Here is a 23,072-nt window from a genome sequence, read left to right on the forward strand (position 1 = left end):
CCAGGGCGGCTGCACGGCCCCTGGCGACTCCGTGGATGACACCCCGTTCGAGGGTTCCGCCGCCTACGGCTGCCCGACGGGTCGCGACACCTGCGCCGCCTCCGGCGTGGACCCCATCCTCAACTTCATGGACTACACGGACGACGCCTGCATGGATCGCTTCTCCGCTGGCCAGTCGGCTCGCATGGACGCGCTGACCATCCAGTACCGCGGGATTTGATTCGCGCCTGAAGCCCTGAAGTCCCGACGCCGGAGCGCCCCTTGCGCTCCGGCGTTTTCTTTTGCGGGTTCCTCACCTTCTCGGGAATTGGAAAAACCAGGAAGTCCTGATGGTGCATTGATTTCAAACTATCACCGGGGTATAACGGCTCCCCACTCTTCCTGGGAGTCGGAAATGTCCCGTAACGTCGTGTCCAAGTTCGCGGTGGTGGTGGGTTCCGTCATGGCGCTCGCGGGTTGCAGCACCGCGGAGCAGCAGCCGGCCGAGGAGCGCGCGCAGCAGGCGGTGGACGCCCGGGGCTGCGCCACGCAGGAGCTGCCCGAGGCGGAGCAGCTCGCCGTGGAGCAGGCCATCGCCGGCCGCAAGAGCGCCCAGGTTCGCGCCAACGGCTCGGTGACGGTGAAGGTCTACTGGCACGTCATCAACAACGGCACGAGCACGTCCCAGGGCAACGTCTCGGACGCGCAGATCGCCAATCAGCTCTCCGTGCTCAACGCCGCCTACGCCAACACGCCGTTCAAGTTCACCCTGGTGTCCACGGACCGCACCACCAACTCCCAGTGGTACGGCTGCGCCGGCGGCGCCTGTGAGAAGAAGATGAAGAGCGCGCTGCGCAAGGGCGGCGCGGGCGACCTCAACATCTACTCCAACAACATGGGCCAGGGCCTGCTGGGCTGGGCGACCTTCCCCTCCAGCTACGCCTCGCAGCCGAGCCTGGACGGCGTGGTCATCCTCTACTCCTCCATGCCCGGCGGCAGCGCGGCCCCCTACAACCAGGGCGACACCCTCACCCACGAGGCCGGTCACTGGCTGGGCCTGTACCACACGTTCCAGGGCGGCTGCGCCAACCCGGGTGACAGCGTGAGCGACACCCCGGCCGAGGGCTCCGCCGCCTACGGCTGCCCCACGGGCCGCGACACCTGCTCCACCACCGGCGCGGATCCCGTCACCAACTTCATGGACTACACGGACGACGCCTGCATGGACCGCTTCTCCGCCGGCCAGTCGGCTCGCATGGACGCGCTGGTCGCCCAGTACCGCGGCCTGTGAGTCCCGCCTGAGGTCCTGAAGTCCCGACGCCGGAGCGCTCCACGCGCTCCGGCGTTTCGCTTTTCGCGGGGGCGGGCTCCACGGGGCCGGTCGGGTCTTCCCTCTCTCACCCGCTCTGCCCGGTTCACGGAGAGTCCCAAATAGCCGCACAGGTAGAATATTGCAGAATTATCACCTTCCCCCTTGATGGCGCCTTATTCGTTCTATATAAGGGGTAGCAACTTTTCCCGAGGGGTTGGAAATGTCTCGTAACTTTGTGTCCAAGTTCGCGGTGGTTGTTGGCTCGGTGATGGCCCTGACGGGTTGCAGCACCGCGGAGCAGAAGCCGGCCGAGGAGACCACGCAGCAGGCCGCGGCCATCCACGGCTGCGCCACGCCGACCCCGACCGAGGCCGAGGCCGAGGCCGTTCAGCAGGCCATCAGCCAGCACCGCGGGGCGCTGGCCGCCGTCGGCTCCATCACCATCCCGGTCTATGCCCACGTCATCAACAAGGGCACGGGCATCTCCAACGGTGACATCCCGGACTCGATGATCGCCGACCAGCTCGCCGTGCTGAACGCGGCCTACGCGAACACCCCGTTCCGCTTCAGCCTGGTGGCCACCGACCGCACCACCAACTCCACCTGGTACACCGCGGGCCACGGCACCACGGCCGAGAGCCAGATGAAGACCGCGCTGCGCAAGGGCACCGCGGACGACCTGAACATGTACTTCAGCAGCCCCGGTGGCGGCCTGCTGGGCTGGGCGACCTTCCCCTCCAGCTACGCCTCCAACCCCAAGAACGACGGCGTGGTCATCCTGAACACGTCGCTGCCCGGCGGCACCGCGGCCCCCTACAACGAGGGCGACACGGGCACCCACGAGGTGGGTCACTGGCTGGGCCTGTACCACACGTTCCAGGGCGGCTGCCAGAAGACCAACGACTACGTCAGCGACACCCCGGCCGAGCAGTCCGCGGCCTACGGCTGCCCCGCGAACCGCGACACCTGCCGCGAGACGGGTCTGGACCCGATCACCAACTTCATGGACTACACGGACGACTACTGCATGGACCGGTTCTCCGCCGGCCAGGTCTCCCGCATGGACTCCATGTGGACGCAGTACCGCCTGGGCAAGTAGTCCGCGCCTGAGGTCCTGAAGTCCCGACGCCGGAGCGCACCTCGCGCTCCGGCGTTTTCATTTGCGGGTCACTCGAAGAGGGTGAGCACCACGTCCAGGAAGGGCTCGGCGTCGGGACACCTCACCGCAAGTCGCGGGCCCTCCGACCGCGCCGCACGAGCAGGGCGAGTCCCAGGAGAGACAGGGGCGCGAGCGACGGAATGCTCGTGCCACAACCGCATCCACCGGGCTGCGCCTCGGGGTCCGGCGCTCCTTCACCTCCCGAGCCCAGCCCCGCGTCGGAGCCCATTCCGGCATCCAGCTCTCCGCCCGTCGTGCCGCTGTCGCCGCGGAGAAGGCCCCCACCACAGGGCGAGCAGGCCCAAGTCACACGGCGGGCACGGCGCCGCGGAGTCGCGGCGGGAGCCGGAGCCACAGCCCCCGTTGCGCGGGGCGTTCGCGTCCTGGCGATTGCACGAGGCGCACGGGCCGAGCTCCTCCAGGGACGAGGGCCGTCCCGACTCGCGCGGGTGGAACCCTCAAGGGGTCGACGCGGACGAAGCCCGCGTCCTCGAGGTTGACCACCTTGTCACTCGTCAGCACGGCGTGGGTGAAGTCGCCGCGGCGCGGCCTCACCTCCGTCTTCCCAACCCGCAAAAGAAAACAGCGGGCCCCCACGCTCGTGGGAGGCCCGCTGCTCATGTCCGAGACGAAGAGTGTCTCGGGCCGGGGCTTACTTGCCCGCGCGGTAGGCGGTCCACTGGCTGTTCATGCGGCTGTTCTGGCCCGCGGAGAACGTGTTCATGCAGCTGTCGTAGCTGTAGTCCATGAAGTTGGTGATGGGGTCCAGGCCGGCGTAGGTGGTGCAGCTGTCACGGCCCGTGGGGCAGCCGGAGGCGCCGGACTGCTCGGCCGGGGTGTCGCTCACGCTGTCGTTGGTGCTGGTGCAGCCGCCCTGGAACGTGTGGTACAGGCCCATCCAGTGACCGACCTCGTGGGTGCCCGTGTCGCCCTGGTTGTAGTTGGTCGCCGTGCCGCCGGGCAGCGAGGACTGGAGCACCACCACGCCGTCCTTCAGCGGGGCGCTGGCGTAGCTGGAGGGGAAGGTCGCCCAGCCGAGCAGGCCGCCGCCCATGTTGTTGGTGTAGAAGTTGAGGTCGTCCGCGCTGCCCTTGCGCAGGGCGTTCTTCATGTTCGTCTCACACGTGCCACCGGAGCAGGTGTAGTACGAGTCGTTGTTGGTGTAGTCCGTGCCCGCCAGGAAGAAGCTGAAGCCCGCCGGCGCGAAGGCGTTGTTGAGGACGGTGATCTGGTCGTTGATCTGCGTGGTGGTCACGCCGCCAGCGCCGGAGCTGCTCCGGATGACGTGGAAGTAGACGGGGATGGAGGCGCCCATGGCGCGCACGGTGCCGCCCATCGCCTGCTTGGCCTGGAGGGCCTCAAAGCGGGCCTCGAGCTCCGCCACCTGCTCGTCGCTGAACGACTCGGCGCCGCAGTTACGGGGGTCCGCAACCTGGGCCTCGACACCCTCAGCGGCAACCTGCTCCGCCTCGTCCACGGGACCGCAGCCGACCATCGCAGCAACCGCACCGACCGCCACAACCGTCTTTCCGAACATACGCATGTGTGTCTCCACCTTTTCCCGCTCGGGGGGGGGCCAACTGAGGGGAGGCCACTTTTAAATTAGTCCGGGAAAATGATCAAACCCTTTATTCTTTTTTAAGCGGGAATTTCTTGACTCCCCGCGACAATTACTTGCAGGTCCAATGGATGGCTTCGCGGCGGGGGCGCGGTGGGAGTTGCGCCCACGCGCCAGTGCGCGCGGGACTCTGGCGTAGCATCCAGGGGACATCGTGAGCCCCCGCGGCTCGCGTCCCCGAGAGGAGATGAAGTGAAGGCGCGATTGACATTGATGGCGGTGGCCGTGCTGCTGCTGATGCCCTTGGGGGCCCAGGCCGAGCCCCGGAAGCTGGTGTTGCTCTTCACCGGAGACAACCGGGGGGAGATCGCCCCGTGTGGCTGCAAGCAGGAGCCCCTGGGGGGGCTGGCCCGGAGGAAGACGGTGCTCGATGCGGAGCGGGCCCGGGGCCTGCCGCTGGTGTTGATGGACGCGGGCAACGCGCTCTTCCGCGAGCCCACGCGCCAGGCGGAGCCCCTGGTGCAACAGAAAGCGGAGCTGGTGCTCGAGCAGATGGAGGCGCAGGGCACGGTGGCCATGGCGGTGGGCGAGCGCGACCTGTCGCAGGGCCTCGCCTACCTCCAGAAGGCCACGCGGGGGCCCAAGAAGAAGATGAAGCTGCTGTCCGCCAACCTGGTGGACAAGGCCGGCAAGGCGCCCTTCGCGGCCTCCATGGTGGTGGAGGCCGGAGGACTGAAGGTGGGCGTGGTGGGCGTGTCCCCCGAGGGCGCGCCAGCCGGGGAGCCCTCGTTGAAGGGACGTCCGCCGAAGGAGGCCGCGCTGGCCGAGGCGCGCAAGCTGCGCCAGAGCCGCAAGGTGGACGTGGTGGTGGTGCTGGCGGCGATGCCCTACCAGGAGGCCGTGAAGCTGGCCCTGCTGGCCAATGACGCGGTGGACTTCGTGGTGCAGTCCCACGACGTCAAGGGCATGGGCATTGGCGAGCTGGTGGGCAGCCACGCCGCCGTCTTCCCCGCGGGGGAGCTCGGCAAGCAGGTGACCCGGCTGGAGCTGAGCGTGGAAGGACCGGGGCCCTCGGTGGACCTGGGCACGGCGACGCGGGCCCGCAAGCAGTTGCAGGTGGTGGAGGACAACCTCCTCAAGGCGCACGAGCGGCTGGCCAGCGCGAAGGACGAGCAGACGCGCGGTGACCTCACCCGCACCATCGTCGAGCTGGAGGGCCGCATGCGGCAGCTCGAGTCGGAGATGGACGTGAAGGCGCCCAAGGGCGGGCGCGCGCACCAGCTCTCCTACATTCCCCTGGGGCTGGTGGTGGCGGATGATCCCACCCTGAAGCAGCGGGTGGAGCAGCTCCAGCCGAGCGGCACGGCCAACGCCGAGCACTGAAGAAGCGCTACACGATGGCGTGGGCGAGGAGCTGCTCGAAGACGCGCGGCTTCTCGCCCAACCAGCGCACCAGGGAGCGGCGCACTCGCGGCCTGCGCGCCAGCATCAGCAGGCCGTGCGTCAGCCACGCGTACTTGCGGAAGGCGCGCTGGAACGTCCGCTCGTAGGGCAGCAGGGACTCGCGCGTGGCTCCCTTGGCCAGTGCGTCCGGCAGCAGGTGGCCGAGGGCCTCCGCGCAGGTGAAGGCCAAGGACAGGCCCTCCCCCGTCACCGCGTCCACGTACCCCGCCGCATCTCCCACCAGCGCGAAGCGGTCCGCCACCCGGGAGCGCGCCGCCCGCGCCAGCGGCCCCGCGCCCCGGGCCTTCGAGTCCGGCTCCGCGCCCGCCACCCGCGCGGCCAGCACCGGGAAGCGCGAGAGCAGGGAGTCGAAGCCGATGCGCCCCGGCAGCCCGTCGGCCCACAGGAAGGCCACCCCCACCCGCTCCTCCCCCGCCGGCGTCACGTACGCCTCCACGCCGTCCGACAGGTGCACTTCCACGAAGGGGGCCCAGGGCTTCAGCCGGAAGTGGCGCCGCAGCCCGAAGCGCCTCGGTCCGCTCACCTCCACCTCCAGCCCCTCGGCGTGCCGCAGGGGCGAGGCGAGCCCGTCCGCCGCCACCAGCATCCGCGCCCGCAGCGGCCCCGTCGCCGTCTCCAGCTGCCACCCGTCCGCCGTGCGCCGCTGGCCCACCACCGCGCAGCGCTCGCGCAACTCCACGCCGAGCGTCCGCGCCCGCGTGGCCATCGCCGTCACCAGCGCCACCCGCCGCACGCCCAGGCCCCCGGGCGCCGGCAGTCGTCCTTCCGCGCCGCTCCCGTCCTCCTGCACGTAGCGGATGCCCACGAAGGGCGCGCACTCCCTCGGCTCCAACAGCGCGAGCGCCCCGAAGCGCTCCAGGGCCGCCACCCCCGAGGGCATCAATCCCTCACCGCATGCCTTGTCCGGAGGCACGCTGGCGCGCTCCAGCACCACCGCGCTCAGGCCCCGCTTCGCCACGGTGAGGGCCACCGCCAGCCCCGCGGGCCCACCGCCCACCACCGCGACGTCCCAGGCCCTCACACCCCGCGTCCCGCTCGGACGAGCGCCAGCGCGCTCCTCGCCATCTCCACCGCCAGCCCCACCATCCCCACCTTCCTCGGGGCCGTCAGCTCGCCCGCGAGGTAGCGCCGCAGCGCCTCGCTCCGGCGCAGCTTCCCGCTCGAGGTGCGCGGCAGCGTCCCCGGCTCCAGCACCCGCACCGTGTGCGCGCGCACCCCCGTGCCCGCCAGCACCGCCTCGCGCACCCGCTCCTCCAGGCCCTCCACCTCCACGCCCGGCGCGCGCTCGGCGAGCAGCAGCAGCGCCTCGTCCTGCTCCCCTTCCGGCGTGAAGCCCAGCGCCACCGCGCAGCCCGTGCGCAGGCCCTCCACCCCCTCCAGGCACTCCTCGAACTCCTGGGGCGCGTGGTTGGCGCCGCGGATGATGACCAGGTCCTTCGCGCGGCCCGTGAGGAACAGCTCGCCGTCCGCCTCGAAGCCCAGGTCCCCCGTGTCCAGCCAGCCCTCGGCGTCCAGCGCGCGCCCTGTCGCCTCCGGGTGGCCGAAGTAGCCCGCCATCACCGAGGGCCCTCGCGCGAGCACCCGCCCCACCCGCCGCTCCGGCAGCGCGTGGCCCAGCTCGTCGCGCACCTCCACCTCGCAGCCGGGCACCGGGCGCCCCACGGACACCACCTCGCGCGGGCCCTCCACCACCCGCCGCTCCGTGGCCAGCACCCGCGCGTCCACGCCCAGCGCGCGCGGCCCCCGGCCCGCCGGAGGGAAGGCGACGGCGAGCGAGGCCTCGGACAGCCCATACACCGGCCGCAGCGCCCCCGCCTGGAAGCCCCAGCGGGAGAAGCGCTCGGAGAAGCGGCGCAGCGTCTCCACCGACACCGGCTCCGCGCCGTTGAGCGCGTGCCGCCAGTGCGAGAGGTCCACGCCCTCCAGCTCCGCCTCCTTCACCCGCTTGAGGCACAGCCCATAGGCGAAGTTGGGCGCGGGCGAGACGAAGCCCCGGTGCCGCGACAGCGCGCGCAGCCACAGCGCCGGGCGCGCGAGGAAGACCTCGGGAGGAAGCAGCACCATGCGGCCCGGGTAGTACACCGCCGACAGCAGGCAGCCGATGAGCCCCATGTCGTGGTACAGCGGCAGCCAGCACACGCCCACCGGCGGCCCGTCCGTCGGCGGCGGCAGCTCGGCCTCCAGCGCCGCCAGTTGCGCCATCAGGTTCGCATGGCGCAGCGCCACCGGCTTGGGGTCCACCGTCGAGCCCGAGGAGAACTGGATGAGGGCGAGCGCCTCGGGCCGCACGGGCACCTCCACGTCCCCGTCCTCGCGAGACACCTCCTCCACCGTGTGACAGCCGAGCCTCGGGCGCGCCGCCGCCACGGACTCGCCCAAAAGCAGGCGCACCTTGCCGTCGGTGAGCACCACCGCCGCGCCCGACACCTCCAGCATGCGCGCCGTGGCGCGGTGGTACTCCTCCAGCCGCCCCAGCCGCACCGGCGGGTAGAGCGGCACCGGCACCGCGCCCGCCAGCAGCGCGCCGAAGAAGGCATCCATGAAGTCCGGCGAGGTGGGCAGCAGCACCGCCACCCGCTCCCCGGGCGCCACCCCCAACCGTTGAAGGCCCGCGGCCGTGCGGCGGGCGCGGGCATACACCTCGGCCCACGAGAGGCTCGTCTCCCGCTCGGCCGCGTCCACGAAGACGAGCCCCAGCGGCGAGCGCGCCGCGGCGGCGAGCGCCTCGGGGACGGTGGCGTACTTCACCGGTGGCAGTGGCGGCCCTTTCATGGTGCTCCTCCAGCGCATGCGGCGTGAGACTCCTGGACAGTCCGCGAGGCCACCAGGCGCATGAGGTCTCCCACGGTGCTCACCCCCAGCGAATCCTCCATCGACAGGCGGATGCGGAAGCGGTTCTCCAGCTCCACCGCCAGCACCGTCAGCCCCAGGCTGTCGAGCTGCAGCTCCCGCATCAGGTGGTGGGCGGGCTCCACCGGCCCCTTCCAGTCCAGCTCCTGGGCGAGGATGCGGCGAATCTCGAAGAGGACGATCAACTCGTTGTCAGCCATGGTGTAGTACCTCCGGGAAGTCGTGGCGCGGGAGCCTCACCAGCGCAGCAGCACCAGCTCGGCGCAGAAGCCCGGGCCCATGGCCATCATCACGCCCCAGTCCCCGGGCTCGGCCTTGCCGGACTCCAGCATGTCCCCCAGCACGAAGAGCACCGAGGCCGAGGACAGGTTGCCCACCTCGCGCAGCGAGGCCCACGAGTGCTCCAGCATGCCGGGCGCCAGCTCCAGCGCGTCCTCGAAGGCCTGCAACACCTTGGGGCCGCCGGTATGCGCCACCCAGTGCTTCACGTCCTTGCGCGTGAGGCCGTGCTCGCCGAGGAAGCCGTCCACGTCCCGGCGGATGTACTCGCGCACGAGGCTCGGCACCTTCGCGGACAGCACCACCTTGAAGCCCGAGTCCACCACGTCCCAGCCCATGATGCGCTCGGTGTCCGGGTAGAGCACCGAGCGCGTGGCGACGATCCGCGGGCCGGACGCGGCGGGGGCCCGCTCGGCGCCCTGGAGCACCACGCACGCCGCGCCGTCCCCGAAGAGGCCCGAGGCGATGATGTTGGGAATGGAGAGGTCCTCGCGCTGCAGCGTCAGCGAGCACAGCTCCACGGCGACGAGCAGCGCCGTCTCGTTCTTCCAGCCCCGGAGGTAGTCCGAGGCCCGCGCCGTGCCCGCCGCGCCCGCCACGCACCCCAGCCCGAAGATGGGCGTGCGCTTCATGTCCGGGCGCATGCCCATGCGGTTCATCAGCCGCGCGTCGATGCTCGGCGTGGCGATGCCCGTCACGGTGACGAAGTAGACGTGGTCCACGTCCCGGGGGGTGAGCCCCGTCTTGTCCAACGCCCGGCGCACCACCTGCTCGCCCAGGTCCAACGCCACCTGAATCCAGGCGTCATTGCGCTGCTGGAAGGTGACGAGCGCGCCGTACTGCTCGATGGGCAGCGCGAGGAAGCGCCCGTCCACCTTCACCGAGCGGTGCAGCTCCTCCAGCCGCTCGATGTTGAAGTGCCGGGTGGCCCACATGTCTCGGAGGGCCCCGATGATCTGCTCCTGGTGGGCGTAGTGCGGCGGGAGCAGACGCTCCACCGCGCGAATGACGGGAGAAGAGTCCTGGTGGGCTGCGGAATTCATCGGCGCCGTCCCTGCTGGGTGGGTAGGAACGACGGTTAATCACCCTGCCGTCAGGGTGCGACCTATGGTGAAGAGATTGAACGCGTCACGTCGTTCCCCTGTCGCCCACCTGCCGGCTGGCTGACACCTCTCGCATCCACCACACGACCCCGAGCGCGCGCGTGTCGGTTGGATCACAACACCCTGTACCGTGGCCCGATGGGCGGGAGCCCAGGTGCGCCTACACGACGCCAGTCGGAATCCCAGGTCGACTGGTGGACCCGTGGGCTCAGCGCAGCGGCAGCTCGCGGATGTCGAGGTCCTCCAGCGCCAGGCGCCGCACGGCCCCCACGAAGCGCTCGGTGCCGATGAGCATCGTCTCGAAGTCAGTCAGCCGGAACAGATCGGTGTGTGTCGGGAGGGAGGCCGCGTCCAGGATGGGGTCATCCGGGCGTGGGAAGTAGTCGTGCCCGCACTTGGAACAAGGCGGGCGCCGATCCTGTGGGGTGCAGTCCGGATGCAGCCGGCCGTGCGGGAGAATTTCCAGCTCCAACAGTTCCGGGTGTTTCTTCTGCCGAAAGCGCAGCTCCGTGGGAAAACCTCGCAGGCCCCGCACGCCCTCGGCCTGCAACTGCTCCAGTGCCTCTCGGTGCACCAAGGGCCTTGAAAGGAAGCAGAAGAAGAGCGGACTGAAGGTGCCCGTAGCCGTGCCCACCAGGGGACCCAATTGGGCTCCTGGCTTGAGCTGCGCCCCAGGAGGTACGAGGGGGCGCACCAGCTCGCGCAACCGGACGAACTCATCGAAGGGCTCCGGCCGGGGCTTCTCGTACTCCTTGCGCTCCGGGAGCGAAGACAGGTCCGCGCTTGGGTATGAGGTTGCGCTCCCGGCCCACGTGGCTCCGCACTGCGGGCAGCGGAGCCCGGGCAGGCCACCCCACTTGTGGCTGGCGTGAAGGTCTCCCGTGTAGCGCGACTGCTCGGGGAACTGGAGCCAATAGAACTTCGTCATCTCCTCACCTTCACCCCTCCAGCAGCCAGATTCCCGACAAAGTCCGCATGGACGGAGGATTCCAGAGCACGTCGCCCGGGCGACAGGTTGGGCAGACATTTTCCACCTGCGGGACAGATGAGGAGCACGTGTCCGTCGTCGGCCGGACATCCCAGGCCGTGAACGTGGGAGGCACGCGGGTTGCTGAGGAGGACCCGGCATGAAACGCGCATTCCTGCTGTGTGCCCTCGTCGGTGGCCTCCTCCTGAATTCGGAGGCCGAGGCCGCGCGCTACGCCTCACCGGGCCCAAGCGCCCGGGCCTCCGTGTCGCTCTCGAACCGGGCCGTGACTCGCGCCTCCCTCTGGGTGGGCCTCCCCTCGCTCAAGCGGGTGAGCCGCTCGGTGAACGATGACTGCTCGGGACTCGCCAACCTCGCCTACCGCAAGCCGGGCCTCCACCTGCTGCCCGAGCGCACCCTCCCCGGAGAGGGCGGCGTCAAAGCCATCCACCGCAAGGCCAAGAGCCTCGGCGCGCTGCGCAGCCGGCCCCGCCCGGGAGACCTCGTCTTCTTCCGGGAGACGTATGACCGCAACCGCGACGGCCGGCGCAACGACGGGCTCACGCACATCGGCGTGGTGGAGCGCGTGGAGGCGGACGGCACGGTGACATTCGTGCACCGCGCGGGCGGAGGCGTGAAGCGCTCCAAGCTGAACCTGCACCAGCCGAGCCTCCGCCGGGACGCGAAGGGCCGGGTGCTCAACGACTACCTGCGCCGCTCCGAGAAGGTGCCGCGGCCCCGGCTCGCCGGGGAGCTGCTCGCGGGCTTCGCCGCCGTGGACGCGCGCTGGTTCACAGCGCTTTGACGAGGGCCGTGCGCTCGCGCACCGTGTCCTCGCTGTCCAGAGCGAAGCTGCGCGCGTGGCCCATGTCGTCGCGGAGGAAGCAGGCCGTGTCCTCGGCGAGCGCCTCGACGGCCTTGCGTCGCTTGGGGGCCAGCTTGTCGAAGGTGCCGAACACCACGGCCTCGGCGTCCGGGTCGTACTCCCACAGGCCCACCAGCGTGTCCCCGTCGAACAGCGAGCGCATGTGCATGTAGCGCGTGTCGCCGAGCGTGCCACCACCCTTGGTGTTGCCCCACACCGGAATCTCCCGCGCGTGGTGCTTGGGGTCGGTGAGGAGCGCGGGGCCTCCGTGGAAGGCGAGGTAGCCGTCCTCGAACGCGAGCATCGAGAGGGACGAGGTGGCCGGCGCCTTCTCCCGCAGCGTGGGGAGCTCCTCCTCCAGCACCCAGGCCTCCTCGGCGAAGCCCTCCACGGCCACCGGCACCAGCGGCAGCTTCTCCATGGCCGCGCGGGCGTCGCGCTGGGAGAGCGCCGTCCAGGCGGCGAAGTTCTCCACGGTGGCGGGCCCGGCCTGCCGGAAGAAGGTGGCGGCGAGGCGCGCGTGGCGCTCCACGGCCTCGGTGGGCACCTTCGCGCCCGTGAAGGGATTCTTCGCCGGCAGCCGCCAGAGGTAGCGCTCGGTGTCGAGCCGCCCGTCCTCCAGGGTGCGCTCCAGCTTGCCCTCGAACTCGAGGTGCCGCAGGGCCGGGGGCAGCGTGGAGGAGATGCCCACCTTCTTGCCCTTCTCGCCCAGGCCGCGCACGGTGCCCTCGGGCAGCGCCTTGCGCAGCGCGTCCGTGGACAGCGGCCCCTTGCGCAGGGCCTTCAGCACGGCCTCGCCCACGTCGGCCAGCTCCGTGGGGGCGATGCCCACCTTCTCGTGCTCTCGGTCGGCGCGCTTGCGGTGCTGCTCCTCGGCGATGCGCAGCATGAGCGGCACCTCCGCGCGCGGCACGAGGTAGATGCAGCCGCGCACGGCGGGAATCACCTGCAGCCGGGATTGCGCCACGGCCTCGTCGAGCTGCTCGCGCTTCAGCCCGGGGACGCGGGCCCGCACCGCCAGGTACACGTCCACGCCCCCGAGCGTGCGCGGCCAGCAGGTGGCCGCCACCACCTCCTCGACACTCCCGGAGAGGGGCTCGGCGAGCCCCTGCTTGCGGTGCCAGTGCGCGCGAGCGCGGTCCAGGGAAACGCTGAGTGCGGGGGGGGTGCCACGGGCCATGTCCAGTCGTCCTCCGGGGCGCACTCTACGCGAGCGGCCCCGGTCTTGACGATGAGGCCCGGCGCGGGACTACGGCAGCGGCGCGGCCTCGTCCGTCTCGAGCGGCACCTGCATGCGCGGCTCGCTCTGGATGAGCTCGGAGAACATGACCTCCATCTGCTCACCGATGACGGCCAGCTCCTCCTTGGTCATCAGCTTCTTCACCTTGGGGAAGAGCTCCTTCTCCTCCTCCTTCACGTGGTGCTCGATCAGCTCCTGGAGCACCATCACCTTCGCCTTGAACTGCGCGTCAGCGGGGTCCATCTCCAGAAGGTCGGCGATCACCCGCTTGGCGGACAGGTGCTCCTCCACCGCGTGTTGGAGCTTCTCCATCGTGGGGCCCACGTAGACGCTGGGATAGAAGAGCTTCTCCTCGATGGTGGCGTGCGCCGCGAGGTTGTCCGCGATGCGCGCGGCCAGATCCATCAGCACCTCGGGCTTGCCCTCGCCGGCCTTCTCGAACTTCTCGAACAACTCCTCCACCTCGCGGTGCTGCTGCTTCAACAGTTCGATGGCGTCCATGTCGGCTCCTGGCTGTGGGTGGCTCAAAGCGTGTGTGGCCAAACTTCGGCACGGACTCGGGCGGCGCCAACTGCACCCTCGGCCACCACCTGCCGGGCCGGAGGGCAACCTGACGCCGTGCGTCACCTTCTTCCCTGGACTCACGAGGTCAGGTGCCGTGATATGCTGGACGCACGCTCGCTCCCCGGAGGGTCAGGCTCCCAGCGCGTCCCTTGACGCCCTCGCGCGGCTTTCCTTCCCCGGGCGGGGGGCCAACATTGCGCTGTGGCGGGGCGGGTGTACCCAAGGGCCGCTCCCGGGCCAGCGTGGAAGAGGAAGCTCCGTGTCACGGAAGGTCTCCACCGTGGAAGAGCCCGAGGGCGAGGTCGACCGGTTCCGGCGTCTCCTGTTCACGCTGGGTCGGCTGCACTCGCTGAGGGACCCGCTCGCCAGCGCCTGCGAGCGGATGGACCTCACCGCGCCTCAAATCCACGCCCTGCTGTGGCTCGGCCAGGACGGAACCCTCACCATGGGCGAGCTGGCCCGGCGCCTGGGCATCACCGAGAAGACGGTCACCGGCGTGGTGGACCGGCTCGAGCGCGAGGGCCACGTGCAGCGCGAGCGCAGCCCCGAGGACCGGCGCGTCGTGCGCTGCCGGCTGACGGCCTCGGGCGCGCGGATGTCCCGCCGGCTGGACCGCACCGTCGAGCAGCAGCTGGGGCGGATGCTGGAGCGGCTGGACGCCACCGACCGCCGGGCCCTCTTCCGCATCCTGGAGAAGCTCATCGCCTCGGCCACGAGTCCCTGACAGCTCCCCTCCTCACCCGCCGGACGGGTGGCCTCGGGAGTCATGGACGCGTGGGCCCGACTGCGCTTCACTTTGGCCCATATGACTTCCCACGAAGCAGAGAAGGCCCTGGCGGAAGCGGACGTGGTGCCGTGCGTGGAGATGGGACTCGCGGACGCCCGGAAGCTGGTGGAGGCGTGCCTCGCCGAGGGCGTGCCCGCGCTCGTCCACCGCGAGGCGTGCAGCAAGCCCTCGTGCTCCCCGAAGTTCCAGGTGCTCGTGCGTCCCGAGGACACCTCCCGGGTCGCGGGCCTGCTGCGCCAGGGCTGGATGGACAGCCTCCAGCGCGAGGGGCTCGTCCCGGCGCAGCCCGCCCCGCAGGCGGTATCCGAGGACGGGGAGCCCCCGTGCCCCGCGTGCGGCACCGCCGCGCCCCTCGTCCAGGGCGCGTGCAGCGACTGCGGCCTGCAACTGGAGTGAGCCGGCCGGCCGCGGGCCGGGACTACTGGCTGCTGGAGGAGGGCGGCGTCGCCGGCTGCGTGCGCTGCACCACCTCGGCCGAGGGCGCCGTCGTGGGCGCGAGCAGGGTGAGCTCGGCCACCACCGGGTAGTGGTCGGACGCGCGCACGCGCAGCACCCGGCTGCTCTTGGGCATGAAGTGGTCGCACGCCATCACGTAGTCGATGCGCAGGTTGGGGATGACGGGCAGCGGATAGGTGTCCGCGTCCCCCTGGCCGCGCAGGGCGAACACGTCCATCAGCTCGCGCCGGAAGAGCTGGATGGAGCGCGAGTCGGGCGTGTCGTTCATGTCGCCCATCAGCAGCTTGGGCCGCGGATCCTTCGCCATCAGCGCCATGATGGCCGCGCTCTGGCGCACGCGCACATCGCTGTTGAAGGGGCGCCGGGTGAGGTGGGTGACGTAGACGCTCACCTCCTGGCCATGCACCTTCATGAGGACACGGGCCACGGTGCGCGGCTCGGTGCCCTCCTGCACGGGCAGCGGGTGCTGCTCCACGGACACCAGCGGGAAGCGCGAGATGAGCGCCACGCCGTAGTCACCGCCGTACAAGCCCGTGGTGCGGAAGTGGGCGTAATAGGGCAGGCCCGTGCGCTGGGCCAGCTCCACGGACTGATCCAACCCGTTGGCGCGCCGCGTGCCGACGTCGACTTCCTGGAGGGCGACGATGTCGGGCGAGGCCGAGCGGATGGTCTCCGCCACCTTGTCCAACCCATGGCGGGCGGACTGGATGTTGAAGGTCATCACCCGGAGGTCTCCCTCGCCCCGCGAAGTCGAGGGCTCCGGCGCCGCGTGGGCGCGCAGGGACGGGGAGGAAGCACACGCGACAGAGGTCGCGAGCATCAGGCCGGCAAGGAGTCGGACGAGGTGCATGAAGAGGGGCGATGATGTCAGCAATCCGCACCGCCGTCCTCCGCCCCTCCGAGCCAGCCCGGAGAGCAGCCGGGCCGCCACCGGGGCGTCAGGAGCGGTGCCGCTCGGCCTCGCGGTAGAGCGGCGTGAGGGGTGAGCGCCTAGAGCCACGCGAAGGCATCGCGCATCGCCTCCCGGCCCCCGCGCTCCAGCACCTGCCCGTGGCACGGCACCACCCGCTCGAAGTCCCACTGCAGGACGCGGTCCCTCCAGGCGCGCAGCGCCGCCCGGTCCCTCACCAGGGCCTTCTCCAGCTTCGTGGGCCCGAGCCGTCCATACACCCCGCTCCACTTCAGGTACGTGCGCAGCAGCCACGAGGAGGCGTCGTGGATGTTGAAGGCCAGGTCCGTGAGCAGCAGCGTGCGGCTGGGGCGGTGCAGGAAGACGAACTCCTCGAGCTTGGGGATGCCGTGCGCGAGGAGCAGCTCGAGCGTGGGCGACTGGCCCACGTCCATCATGTCCGACAGCTCCACGTCGATGCGCAGCTCCGGCCGCTTCTTGCGCAGCCCCGCGGGCGCGAGCACCTTCGCCGACGGGTAGGCCGCGGCCCAGTCCCCCAGCCACAGGTGGTGCATCGTATTGGGCGCCACCAGGAAGCGCACCGGCCCCACCGCGTCCACGGCGCTCCGCACGGCCGCGTCCAGCTTCACCGGCGAGTGCAGCCACAGGCCGCCCTCCGGCAGGCGCACCACCGTCATCCGCCCGCCCAGGTCCATGCCGGCCAGGCGGAAGGGGACATCCAGGACGAGGAGGTCATCACTCAGGGGACGCAGCATGGCGGGGTTCCTCCCTCTTCAACCCACACATCAAAAGTCAACCGTTGGTCAGAAATCATGCCAGCACTCTTCCTCGCGAGGTGTGGTTCTACTTGCTCCCAAGTAGGCAAGGAATCCATAGTTCTCTGGGTTGCATCCGCAACCGGCCCGAGCGGGCTCGAGGAGAATCGCCATGAAGAAGGACACGAAGCAGGGCAAGAAGCCGTTCTTCGCGCGTTTGTTGGAGACGCAGGAGCTGGAGCACGTGGTCGGCGGTGTCGCCATCATCGGCACCGACGGCACCAACAAGTACCCCTCGGACTCGGATGAGGTCGCCCTGCCGTTGACGGCCAACCCGACCCTCGGCGGCGTCACCCACAAGTACCCCTCGGACAGCGACGAGGTCGCGTAGTCCCACCGAGCCCCCGGTTCCACGCCCCATGCCCCCCGCTCGCGACACCGTCCTGCTCCTCACCCACAGTGGCGACCACTACACGGTCGACCGGGTGGCCGAGGAGCTGTCGCGGCGGGGGGCCCGTCCGCTGCGCGTCAACACGGATGAGTTCCCCTCGACGTTGGAGCTGACGTCGGCACTGGGCGCCGAGGGCAGTGAGGTGGTGCTGCGCACGGCGGCCGGAGCGCTGCACGCGGAGGAGGTCCGGTCGGTGTGGCTGCGCCGGTTGGTAGCGCCCCACCTGGATGAGGAGTTGGAGCCCTCCTATCGGGAGGGCTGCGTGCGCGAGTCGCAGGCGGCACTCGAGGGCTTTCTCGACGGGCTGGCGGAGGCGGGCTGCCGCTTCGTCAACCCGCTCGAAGCGGACAGGGCCGCTGGCAACAAGCTGCGCCAGCTCCGGCTGGCCCGCGCCATGGGGCTGGAGGTGCCGCGCACCCTCGTCACCAATGACGAGGCGCGGGTGCGGGCCTTCTTCGAGCAGGTGAACGGCCGCATGGTGGCCAAGATGCAGACCCCCCTCACCCAGTCCATGCAGGGGGGCAACCCCTTCGTCTACACGACGGCGATCGGCCCCGAGCACCTCGAGGAGCTCGACGGGCTGCGCTACAGCCCCATGGTGTTCCAGGAGCGCCTGGACAAGGCCCGCGAGCTGCGGGTGGCCGTGGTGGACGGGCGCTGCCTGGTGGGCGCCATCGATGCCTCGCGCTCGGTCGCGGGCCAGGTGGACTGGCGGCGCTCCCGGCCGGACGAGGTGCGCTGGGAGCCCGGCGAGCTGCCAGCGGACGTGGCCGAGCGCCTGGGCCGCCTCATGGCGTCGCTGGAGCTGGTGTACGGCGCCGTGGATTTCATCGTCACACCCGAGGGCCGGCACGTCTTCCTCGAGGTAAACCCCGGGGGCGAGTGGGGCATGCTCGAGCGAGAGCTCGGCCTGCCCATCGCCGCGGCCCTGGCCGAGGCACTCGCGGCTGGCGCCTCCCTCTGACGGCAGTCGCGGGAAAGTCCATGGCCATCCTCCTCGTCACGCACTCCAAGGACAACCAGGCCCCCCTCTCCGTGGCGCGCGCCCTCGAGGCTCGCGGCGAGCGGGTGTACCGGTTCGACACGGACCTCTTCCCCACCCAGCTCCAGCTCGCGCTCGACGAGGGCGGCGGCGGACGGCTCTCCGGGCCCGCGGGCCCGCTCGAGCTGTCGGACGTCACCGCCGTCTGGTACCGCCGCAACTCCACGGGGGCGGCCATCCCCCAGGACATGGATCCCCAGCTGCGCCAGCCCTCGGTGGAGGAGAGCCGGCGCCTGGTGTTCGGGATGATGGCGGCGCTCGGCGTCTTCCAGCTCGACGCGCTCGAGGTGGTGCGGCGCGCGGAGCACAAGCCATTGCAGCTCCGGCTGGCGCGCGAGCTGGGGCTGGAGGTGCCGCGCACGGTGATGACCAACGACCCGGAGGCGGTGCGCGCCTTCGCCGCGAGCTGCCCCAGCGGCGTGGTGACGAAGATGATGTCCTCCTTCGCCGTGTACGACGAGCGGGGCAAGGAGCAGGTGGTCTTCACCACGCCGCTCAAGCCCGAGGAGCTGGAGGACCTGGAGGGGCTGGACCTGTGTCCGATGACCTTCCAGGAGCGGCTGACCAAGGCGGTGGAGCTGCGGGTGACGGTGGTGGGCGAGCGGGTGATGGCGGCGGCCATCGACTCGCAGGCGCTGCCCAGGGCACGCGAGGACTGGCGTCGCGAGGGCGTGACGCTCGTCGACGCGTGGACGCCCTACACCCTGCCCGAGCCGGTACAGGCCCGGGTGCTGGGGCTGATGGACGCGCTGGGGCTCAACTACGGCGCGTTCGACTTCATCGTCACCCCCGAGGGGCGGCACGTCTTCCTCGAGGTGAACCCGTCGGGCGAGTTCATGTGGTTGATGCGCAACCCGGGCCTGCCCATCGACGAGGCGCTGGCGGACGTGCTCACCGGGCGCGCGCCGCGCCGGCTCGGGCCCAAGCCGCCAGCGCGGGGGTAGAGGCGCCCCGGACGCTCAGGCCGGAACCACCTGCACCGGCAGCCGCACGAGCCCCCGAATCTGGATGGACGGGTGCCACCGCGGCGCCTCCGGCCTGCGGGACAGGCCCTGGATGCGCGGGAGCAGCGCCTCGAGCGCCACACGGGCCTCCAGCCGGGCCAGGGGAGCGCCCAGGCAGAAGTGGATGCCGTGTCCGAAGGGCAGGTTGGCCGGCTCCTTGCGTCCGAGCACGAAGCGCTCCCCGTCGGAGACGTACTGCTCGTCCCGGCAGGCCGAGCCCAACAACAGGATGAGCACGGAGTGCTGCGGCAGCTTCACGCCCCCCAGCTCCGTCTCCGCCGTCGTCAGCCGGAAGGTGGCCTGGGCCGGAGACTCGTAGCGCAGCACCTCCTCGATGAACGAGCCGAGCAGCCGCGGCTCGGCCCGCAGACGCTCCAGCAGCTCGGGGCGGTCCGCCAGGATGAGGGCGGCGTTGCCCAAGAGGTTGACCGTCGTCTCCAGCCCGGCGGCCAGCAGCAGGAAGAGGAAGGCCACCAGCTCCGCCTCCGAGAGCGCCTCGCCCTCCACCCGCGCCTCGAGCAGCCCGCTCACCAGGTCATCCCCGGGATGGCGGCGGCGGTGCTCCAGCACTTCCTTCAGGTAGCCCTCCATCTCCTGCACGGTGCGCTGGACCTGCTGCTGCTGCTCGAGGTCCGTCGCGGAGATGGCGCTGATGGCGGCGAGATGGTCGGACCAGTGCTTGAAGCGCGAGTAGAGCGAGGCATCCAGCCCCATCAGGTGACCGATGGCGGCGGCGGGCAGGGGGAGGGCCAGCGCCTGGAGGAAGTCCACCTCGCGGCGCTCCAGCAGCGCGTCGACGAGCCGCTCGGCGGTGGTGCGCAGGAAGGGCTCGAGCCGGGCGACGGTGGTGGACGTGAAGGCGCGGCTGATGAGCGCCCTCGACCGTCCGTGCCGGGGCGGGTCCATCACCAGCATCGAGCGCGCCAGCGGGTTGTACCCGAGCCAGGACGGCTCCATGGAGCGCACGAGCCCCTCGGAGGAGAAGAGCTGGGGGTTCTTGAGCACGCTCATGACGTCCGCGTGGCGGGTGACGGCCCACACCCCTCCCGGCTCCACCTGACACACCGGGGCGTCGCGCCGCAGCCCGGCGAGGATGGGATAGGGGTCGGCCACGAATTCGGGGGACAGCAGGTTCACGCGTGCGCTCAAGGTTGGCACCTCCGCGCCGCATGCTAGGCCATGGCCCGGCGCCAACCCAACATGGGGGGCGCTCGCCACCTCGCCCCCTGGCGGGGCTCCCCGGGATGAGGCGATGATGGGCCCGCCCTCCATGCACTCCTCCTCAGCGCCGCCCGAGCGCGCGCGGTTGGAGGCCCTCACCGGCCTCCGTTTCCTCGCCGCCTTCCATGTCGTGCTCTTCCACGCCGCGCTCTGGGAGCGCTGGTCCGGGCCCGCGGCCGTGCGGCATGTCGTGAGCGCCGGCTACGTCGCCGTGGGCCTCTTCTTCATGCTCTCGGGGTTCGTCCTCACCTACACCCACGGTGGCCCCGCCCCCGTGTCCCGGACGTCCTTCTACGCGGCCCGCTTCGCGCGCATCTACCCCGTCTACGCGCTCTCCCTGCTGCTCGCCCTCCCCTTCGCCCTGCGCACCCACCTGGAGCACGGGGGTGTGGGCCCGTTCCTCGCCGAGGGCCTCGCCGCCTTCTCCCTCGTCCAGTCCTGGCATCCCAGCTTCGCCATGGCCTGGAATCCGCCGGGCTGGTCCCTCTCCGTCGAGGCCTTCTTCTACGCCTCCTTCCCCTTCCTCGCCCCGCGGCTGGTGGTGCTCTCCCCCCGGCGCACCCTCGCCGTCATGGCCGGCGCCCTGGCCGTGCTGCTCGCCCTCCCCCTGGCCTGGGCCCTGAGCGGCCCCGAGGGGTGGAGCACCCGCTACGACACCGAGGGCCTCTGGCTCGACGTCCTCCGCTACCACCCCCTGGTGCGCCTGCCCGAGTTCATCCTCGGCATCTGCCTGGGCCGGCTGTTCGCGCACGCGCCCCTGCGCGCCGCCCTCGCCCGCCACGCCGGCCTCCTGGCCACGAGCGCCACCGCGCTGCTCCTCGGGGTGCTCGCCCTCGGGCCGCGCGTGCCCTACGTCCTGCTCCACAACGGCCTGCTCGTCCCCGCCTTCGCCGTCCTCCTGCTCGCGCTCGCCACCGACCAGGGGCTCCCCGCGCGCCTGCTGCGCCACCCCTGGCTGGTGCGGCTCGGCGAGGCCAGCTACTCGCTCTACATCCTCCACACGCCCGTGGTGATGCTGGTGCGCTCCGTGGGCAGCCGCCTGCTCGGACGCGAGGTGCTCGACACCCCCGCCTTCGTCGCCGGCACCCTCGCCCTCACCGTCGTCGCCTCGCTCGTCAGCTACCGGCTCGTCGAGCAGCCCCTGCACCGCCGCCTGCGTCGCGCCTTCGCGGCCACGCCCAAGGCCCCGCCCGGAGTGGCCGGGGCCCCCGCGGCGCCCGCTACGGAGCGCGCATGAGGCTGGTGAAGGCCTCCGCCGACGAGTAGTCCACCAGGGTCTTCACCCGGTGGGGGCTCCGGGTGAGGTCGACGCCCGGCGTCACCTTCGCGGCGATGCGGACGACGTACGTCTGCCCCGACTGGAGCACGCCCGGCGGCACCTGGAGCCGCCGCCCCTGGGTGAAGAAGTTCGCCACCAGCTCGTTGGAGGTCCGGGTGGGGTCGCTCGGCCGGGTGAAGAGCCGGAGGATGCGCACCTCGTACACATCCGGAGTCCCCAGCGTGGGCGGCGCCCAGGTGAAGACGGGGGTGAGGGACGCCAGGTCGCGCTCCTCCCACGCGTTGAGGCCATCCACCTGGAGCAGCGTCGGCGGCGAGACGCGCGCCAGCACCGGCCCCGACAGGAAGCGGCCCAGCTCCGCCTGCTCGATCAGCGCGGCCGTCACCGAGCCGCTCGTCGTCCCCGGCAGCCGCAGCGGCAGCTGGTAGTTGTGGTAGACGTTCGCCATCACGCCCCACGTGGACGGGTAGGGATTGCCGTACTCCACCTCGAAGGAGACGTCCTGGGCGCTCGCGGGAATGCTCCCCAGGGCCAGCTCCCCGGAGTACCCCACCCAACCCTTCGAGAGCCCACCGGCGGCCGGCATGATGTGGAAGTTGTGACGCACGGACCGCGTGGGCAGGGAGACCGCCAGCGGGTGCACCGCGGACCGGAAGAGCTCGAAGCTCGAGCGCCGCCAATCGATGGTGACCTGCCGCGGCGGCAGAACGTCGAGGGTGCCGCTCACCCGCGAGGTCCCGCCGTCCATGCGGAACGTCACCTCGGACAGCGCCCGGGCCCGAGCGACGCTCATGTAGTCGACGCCGTTCGACGCGTGCAGGAGGCTCTGGAAGAGGTAGGAGCGGTCCCCCTTCGCGGCATCGATGGACTCCTGGCGCCCGTAGTCCGATTGATACAGGGCAGGCGCATCGGAGAGCGACGTGACCCCCGGGCTGACGGAGCTGTCCACCTCGAAGATGCCCGAGGCGCCCGCGTTCGGGGTGACCAGCCCCAAGAACAGGAGCTCGGTCAGGGGGTCCAGGCCGTCCACGCTCAGGGTGACGGGGAGGCGCGTTTCCACGGTGGTGACGCCCTCGCGACCCAGGAAGTACTCGTCGAGGTCCAGCTCCCGGTGCTCGGTGAGGATGTACCCGGTGTCGCGATACTTCAGGTAGTAGGGGCCCGGCGGAACGTTCTCGAACTTGAAGGTGCCCTGGCCGGTGGCGATGACGGGACGCGTCTCGAAGGAGCCCCCGACGGGCACCAGCACCGACAGCGCGCTCAACCCCGCCTCATCCATGGTGCGGACGTCTTCCGCATCCAGGCGGCGGTGGAGGGCGCGCTGGCCCGTGACGACATCCTGGGCCTGCTCCGGTTGATTCTGCTCCGGCTGGTTCTGCTCCGGCGTCTCACCCCCGCAGGAGATGGACAGCAGGCTGAGCGGGGCGAGCAGGGCGGTGAGACGGCCGAGAGCGGGCAGGGAACGACGGTGGGAGGACATCGACGGCTCCTGTTGATCGATTGTGAGCGGTTAATTCGATCGGAAATACGGAGGCACCGCGCCAACCTGGTCGTTCGCATCGCACTTCAGGGTCCGAAATCGTCTCCGCCAGCGGGGGAGACCCGGGCAGCCAGCCGAGCATGTAGGGGAAGACGCACCTCCACCCCGCGAGCAGCAGGCGGGGGTGCAAGGGTTACAAGGTGGGAAATTCCGTTCCTATAGAAAGGCCAGCCGGAGGTAACTCCAGCGGTCACCCGGGGCACGGAACTTCCCCCTCGTTCCAGGGACTTGGACAGGTGTTCCCTCCCCGTGGGGCGGGTGGGCCACGCTTTGCACAAGCAGCCGGG

General features: G+C 70.8%; 23 protein-coding genes. 11 read left to right on the plus strand and 12 right to left on the minus strand.

Annotation, left to right across the window (positions count from 1 at the left end; genetic code table 11):
• The 3 genes from VF697_RS28580 to VF697_RS28590 form a co-directional block, all read left to right on the plus strand.
• A partial coding sequence (locus VF697_RS28580) for a M43 family zinc metalloprotease (protein ID WP_331099901.1) occupies positions 1 to 220 on the plus strand: 220 nt, incomplete at its 5' end.
• Between the two features lie 174 nt (positions 221 to 394).
• A complete protein-coding gene (locus VF697_RS28585; RefSeq protein WP_331099902.1) occupies positions 395 to 1,270 on the plus strand; it encodes a zinc metalloprotease in 876 nt (291 codons plus the stop codon).
• Between the two features lie 241 nt (positions 1,271 to 1,511).
• Positions 1,512 to 2,390 carry a zinc metalloprotease gene (locus VF697_RS28590; RefSeq protein ID WP_331099903.1) on the plus strand — a complete coding sequence of 293 codons (879 nt, stop codon included), beginning with the start codon at positions 1,512 to 1,514 and terminating at the stop codon, positions 2,388 to 2,390.
• Positions 2,391 to 3,102: 712 nt separating this feature from the next.
• On the opposite strand, the gene VF697_RS28595 is transcribed toward VF697_RS28590, so the two are convergent.
• Entirely contained in the window at positions 3,103 to 3,993 is an 891-nt protein-coding gene (locus VF697_RS28595; protein ID WP_331099904.1) for a zinc metalloprotease, read from the minus strand.
• Between the two features lie 267 nt (positions 3,994 to 4,260).
• On the opposite strand from VF697_RS28595, the gene VF697_RS28600 reads away from it, so the two are divergent.
• Positions 4,261 to 5,391, plus strand: coding sequence for a 5'-nucleotidase (locus VF697_RS28600; protein WP_331099905.1), 1,131 nt, complete (start codon positions 4,261 to 4,263; stop codon positions 5,389 to 5,391).
• Between the two features lie 7 nt (positions 5,392 to 5,398).
• On the opposite strand, the gene VF697_RS28605 is transcribed toward VF697_RS28600, so the two are convergent.
• From VF697_RS28605 to VF697_RS28625, 5 genes are all read right to left on the minus strand, one after another.
• A complete protein-coding gene (locus VF697_RS28605; RefSeq protein WP_331099906.1) occupies positions 5,399 to 6,493 on the minus strand; it encodes an NAD(P)/FAD-dependent oxidoreductase in 1,095 nt (364 codons plus the stop codon).
• Entirely contained in the window at positions 6,490 to 8,244 is a 1,755-nt protein-coding gene (locus VF697_RS28610; RefSeq protein WP_331099907.1) for a fatty acyl-AMP ligase, read from the minus strand. Before VF697_RS28610 ends, VF697_RS28605 begins: the two co-directional genes overlap by 4 nt.
• On the minus strand, positions 8,241 to 8,522 hold the full coding sequence (locus tag VF697_RS28615) for an acyl carrier protein (RefSeq protein ID WP_331099908.1): 282 nt from the start codon (positions 8,520 to 8,522) through the stop codon (positions 8,241 to 8,243). Before VF697_RS28615 ends, VF697_RS28610 begins: the two co-directional genes overlap by 4 nt.
• A gap of 36 nt (positions 8,523 to 8,558) precedes the next feature.
• Complete coding sequence (locus VF697_RS28620; RefSeq protein ID WP_331099909.1) at positions 8,559 to 9,644, minus strand: type III polyketide synthase; 1,086 nt, start codon at positions 9,642 to 9,644, stop codon at positions 8,559 to 8,561.
• Between the two features lie 268 nt (positions 9,645 to 9,912).
• Positions 9,913 to 10,632 (minus strand): double-CXXCG motif protein, encoded by a 720-nt coding sequence (locus VF697_RS28625; protein WP_331099910.1) that lies wholly within the window; start codon positions 10,630 to 10,632, stop codon positions 9,913 to 9,915.
• A 199-nt stretch (positions 10,633 to 10,831) separates the two neighbouring features.
• Here VF697_RS28625 and VF697_RS28630 point away from each other — a divergent pair, with 199 nt between their 5' ends.
• On the plus strand, positions 10,832 to 11,476 hold the full coding sequence (locus tag VF697_RS28630; protein WP_331099911.1) for a CHAP domain-containing protein: 645 nt from the start codon (positions 10,832 to 10,834) through the stop codon (positions 11,474 to 11,476).
• Here the strand turns inward: VF697_RS28630 and VF697_RS28635 are convergent.
• Together VF697_RS28635 and VF697_RS28640 are read right to left on the minus strand one after the other, a co-directional pair.
• Positions 11,463 to 12,716, minus strand: coding sequence for a DNA glycosylase AlkZ-like family protein (locus VF697_RS28635; RefSeq protein WP_331099912.1), 1,254 nt, complete (start codon positions 12,714 to 12,716; stop codon positions 11,463 to 11,465). The two genes, VF697_RS28630 and VF697_RS28635, sit on opposite strands and share 14 nt — an antisense overlap.
• Before the next feature lie 69 nt (positions 12,717 to 12,785).
• A complete protein-coding gene (locus VF697_RS28640) occupies positions 12,786 to 13,277 on the minus strand; it encodes a hemerythrin domain-containing protein (RefSeq protein ID WP_331099913.1) in 492 nt (163 codons plus the stop codon).
• A gap of 322 nt (positions 13,278 to 13,599) precedes the next feature.
• Here VF697_RS28640 and VF697_RS28645 point away from each other — a divergent pair, with 322 nt between their 5' ends.
• Together VF697_RS28645 and VF697_RS28650 are read left to right on the plus strand one after the other, a co-directional pair.
• A complete protein-coding gene (locus tag VF697_RS28645) occupies positions 13,600 to 14,064 on the plus strand; it encodes a MarR family transcriptional regulator (protein WP_331099914.1) in 465 nt (154 codons plus the stop codon).
• A gap of 81 nt (positions 14,065 to 14,145) precedes the next feature.
• Positions 14,146 to 14,523, plus strand: coding sequence for a hypothetical protein (locus VF697_RS28650; protein ID WP_331099915.1), 378 nt, complete (start codon positions 14,146 to 14,148; stop codon positions 14,521 to 14,523).
• Positions 14,524 to 14,545: 22 nt separating this feature from the next.
• On the opposite strand, the gene VF697_RS28655 is transcribed toward VF697_RS28650, so the two are convergent.
• Complete coding sequence (locus VF697_RS28655) at positions 14,546 to 15,304, minus strand: endonuclease/exonuclease/phosphatase family protein (RefSeq protein ID WP_331099916.1); 759 nt, start codon at positions 15,302 to 15,304, stop codon at positions 14,546 to 14,548.
• 269 nt (positions 15,305 to 15,573) lie between these two features.
• Positions 15,574 to 16,248: a DUF4336 domain-containing protein gene (locus VF697_RS28660; RefSeq protein ID WP_331099917.1), complete on the minus strand. Its 675-nt coding sequence runs from the start codon at positions 16,246 to 16,248 to the stop codon at positions 15,574 to 15,576.
• A gap of 172 nt (positions 16,249 to 16,420) precedes the next feature.
• Between VF697_RS28660 and VF697_RS28665 the strand changes: the two genes are divergently transcribed.
• From VF697_RS28665 to VF697_RS28675, 3 genes are read left to right on the plus strand one after another with little or no spacing between them, the layout of a single operon-like run.
• Positions 16,421 to 16,639, plus strand: coding sequence for a microviridin/marinostatin family tricyclic proteinase inhibitor (locus VF697_RS28665; protein WP_331099918.1), 219 nt, complete (start codon positions 16,421 to 16,423; stop codon positions 16,637 to 16,639).
• A 28-nt stretch (positions 16,640 to 16,667) separates the two neighbouring features.
• The gene (locus VF697_RS28670; RefSeq protein ID WP_331099919.1) at positions 16,668 to 17,663 is read left to right on the plus strand and encodes an MvdC/MvdD family ATP grasp protein; all 996 of its coding nucleotides are present in this window, start codon (positions 16,668 to 16,670) and stop codon (positions 17,661 to 17,663) included.
• A 20-nt stretch (positions 17,664 to 17,683) separates the two neighbouring features.
• Entirely contained in the window at positions 17,684 to 18,685 is a 1,002-nt protein-coding gene (locus VF697_RS28675; protein ID WP_331099920.1) for an MvdC/MvdD family ATP grasp protein, read from the plus strand.
• Positions 18,686 to 18,700: 15 nt separating this feature from the next.
• Here VF697_RS28675 and VF697_RS28680 read toward each other — a convergent pair whose 3' ends face one another.
• A complete protein-coding gene (locus VF697_RS28680) occupies positions 18,701 to 19,894 on the minus strand; it encodes a cytochrome P450 (RefSeq protein WP_331099921.1) in 1,194 nt (397 codons plus the stop codon).
• 121 nt (positions 19,895 to 20,015) lie between these two features.
• On the opposite strand from VF697_RS28680, the gene VF697_RS28685 reads away from it, so the two are divergent.
• On the plus strand, positions 20,016 to 21,203 hold the full coding sequence (locus tag VF697_RS28685) for an acyltransferase (protein WP_331099922.1): 1,188 nt from the start codon (positions 20,016 to 20,018) through the stop codon (positions 21,201 to 21,203).
• On the opposite strand, the gene VF697_RS28690 is transcribed toward VF697_RS28685, so the two are convergent.
• A complete protein-coding gene (locus tag VF697_RS28690; RefSeq protein WP_331099923.1) occupies positions 21,187 to 22,725 on the minus strand; it encodes a hypothetical protein in 1,539 nt (512 codons plus the stop codon). The genes VF697_RS28685 and VF697_RS28690 overlap by 17 nt on opposite strands.
• Positions 22,726 to 23,072: the final 347 nt, after the last annotated feature.

It is taken from the genome of Archangium sp. (genome assembly GCF_036388035.1).
Taxonomy (GTDB): domain Bacteria; phylum Myxococcota; class Myxococcia; order Myxococcales; family Myxococcaceae; genus Archangium.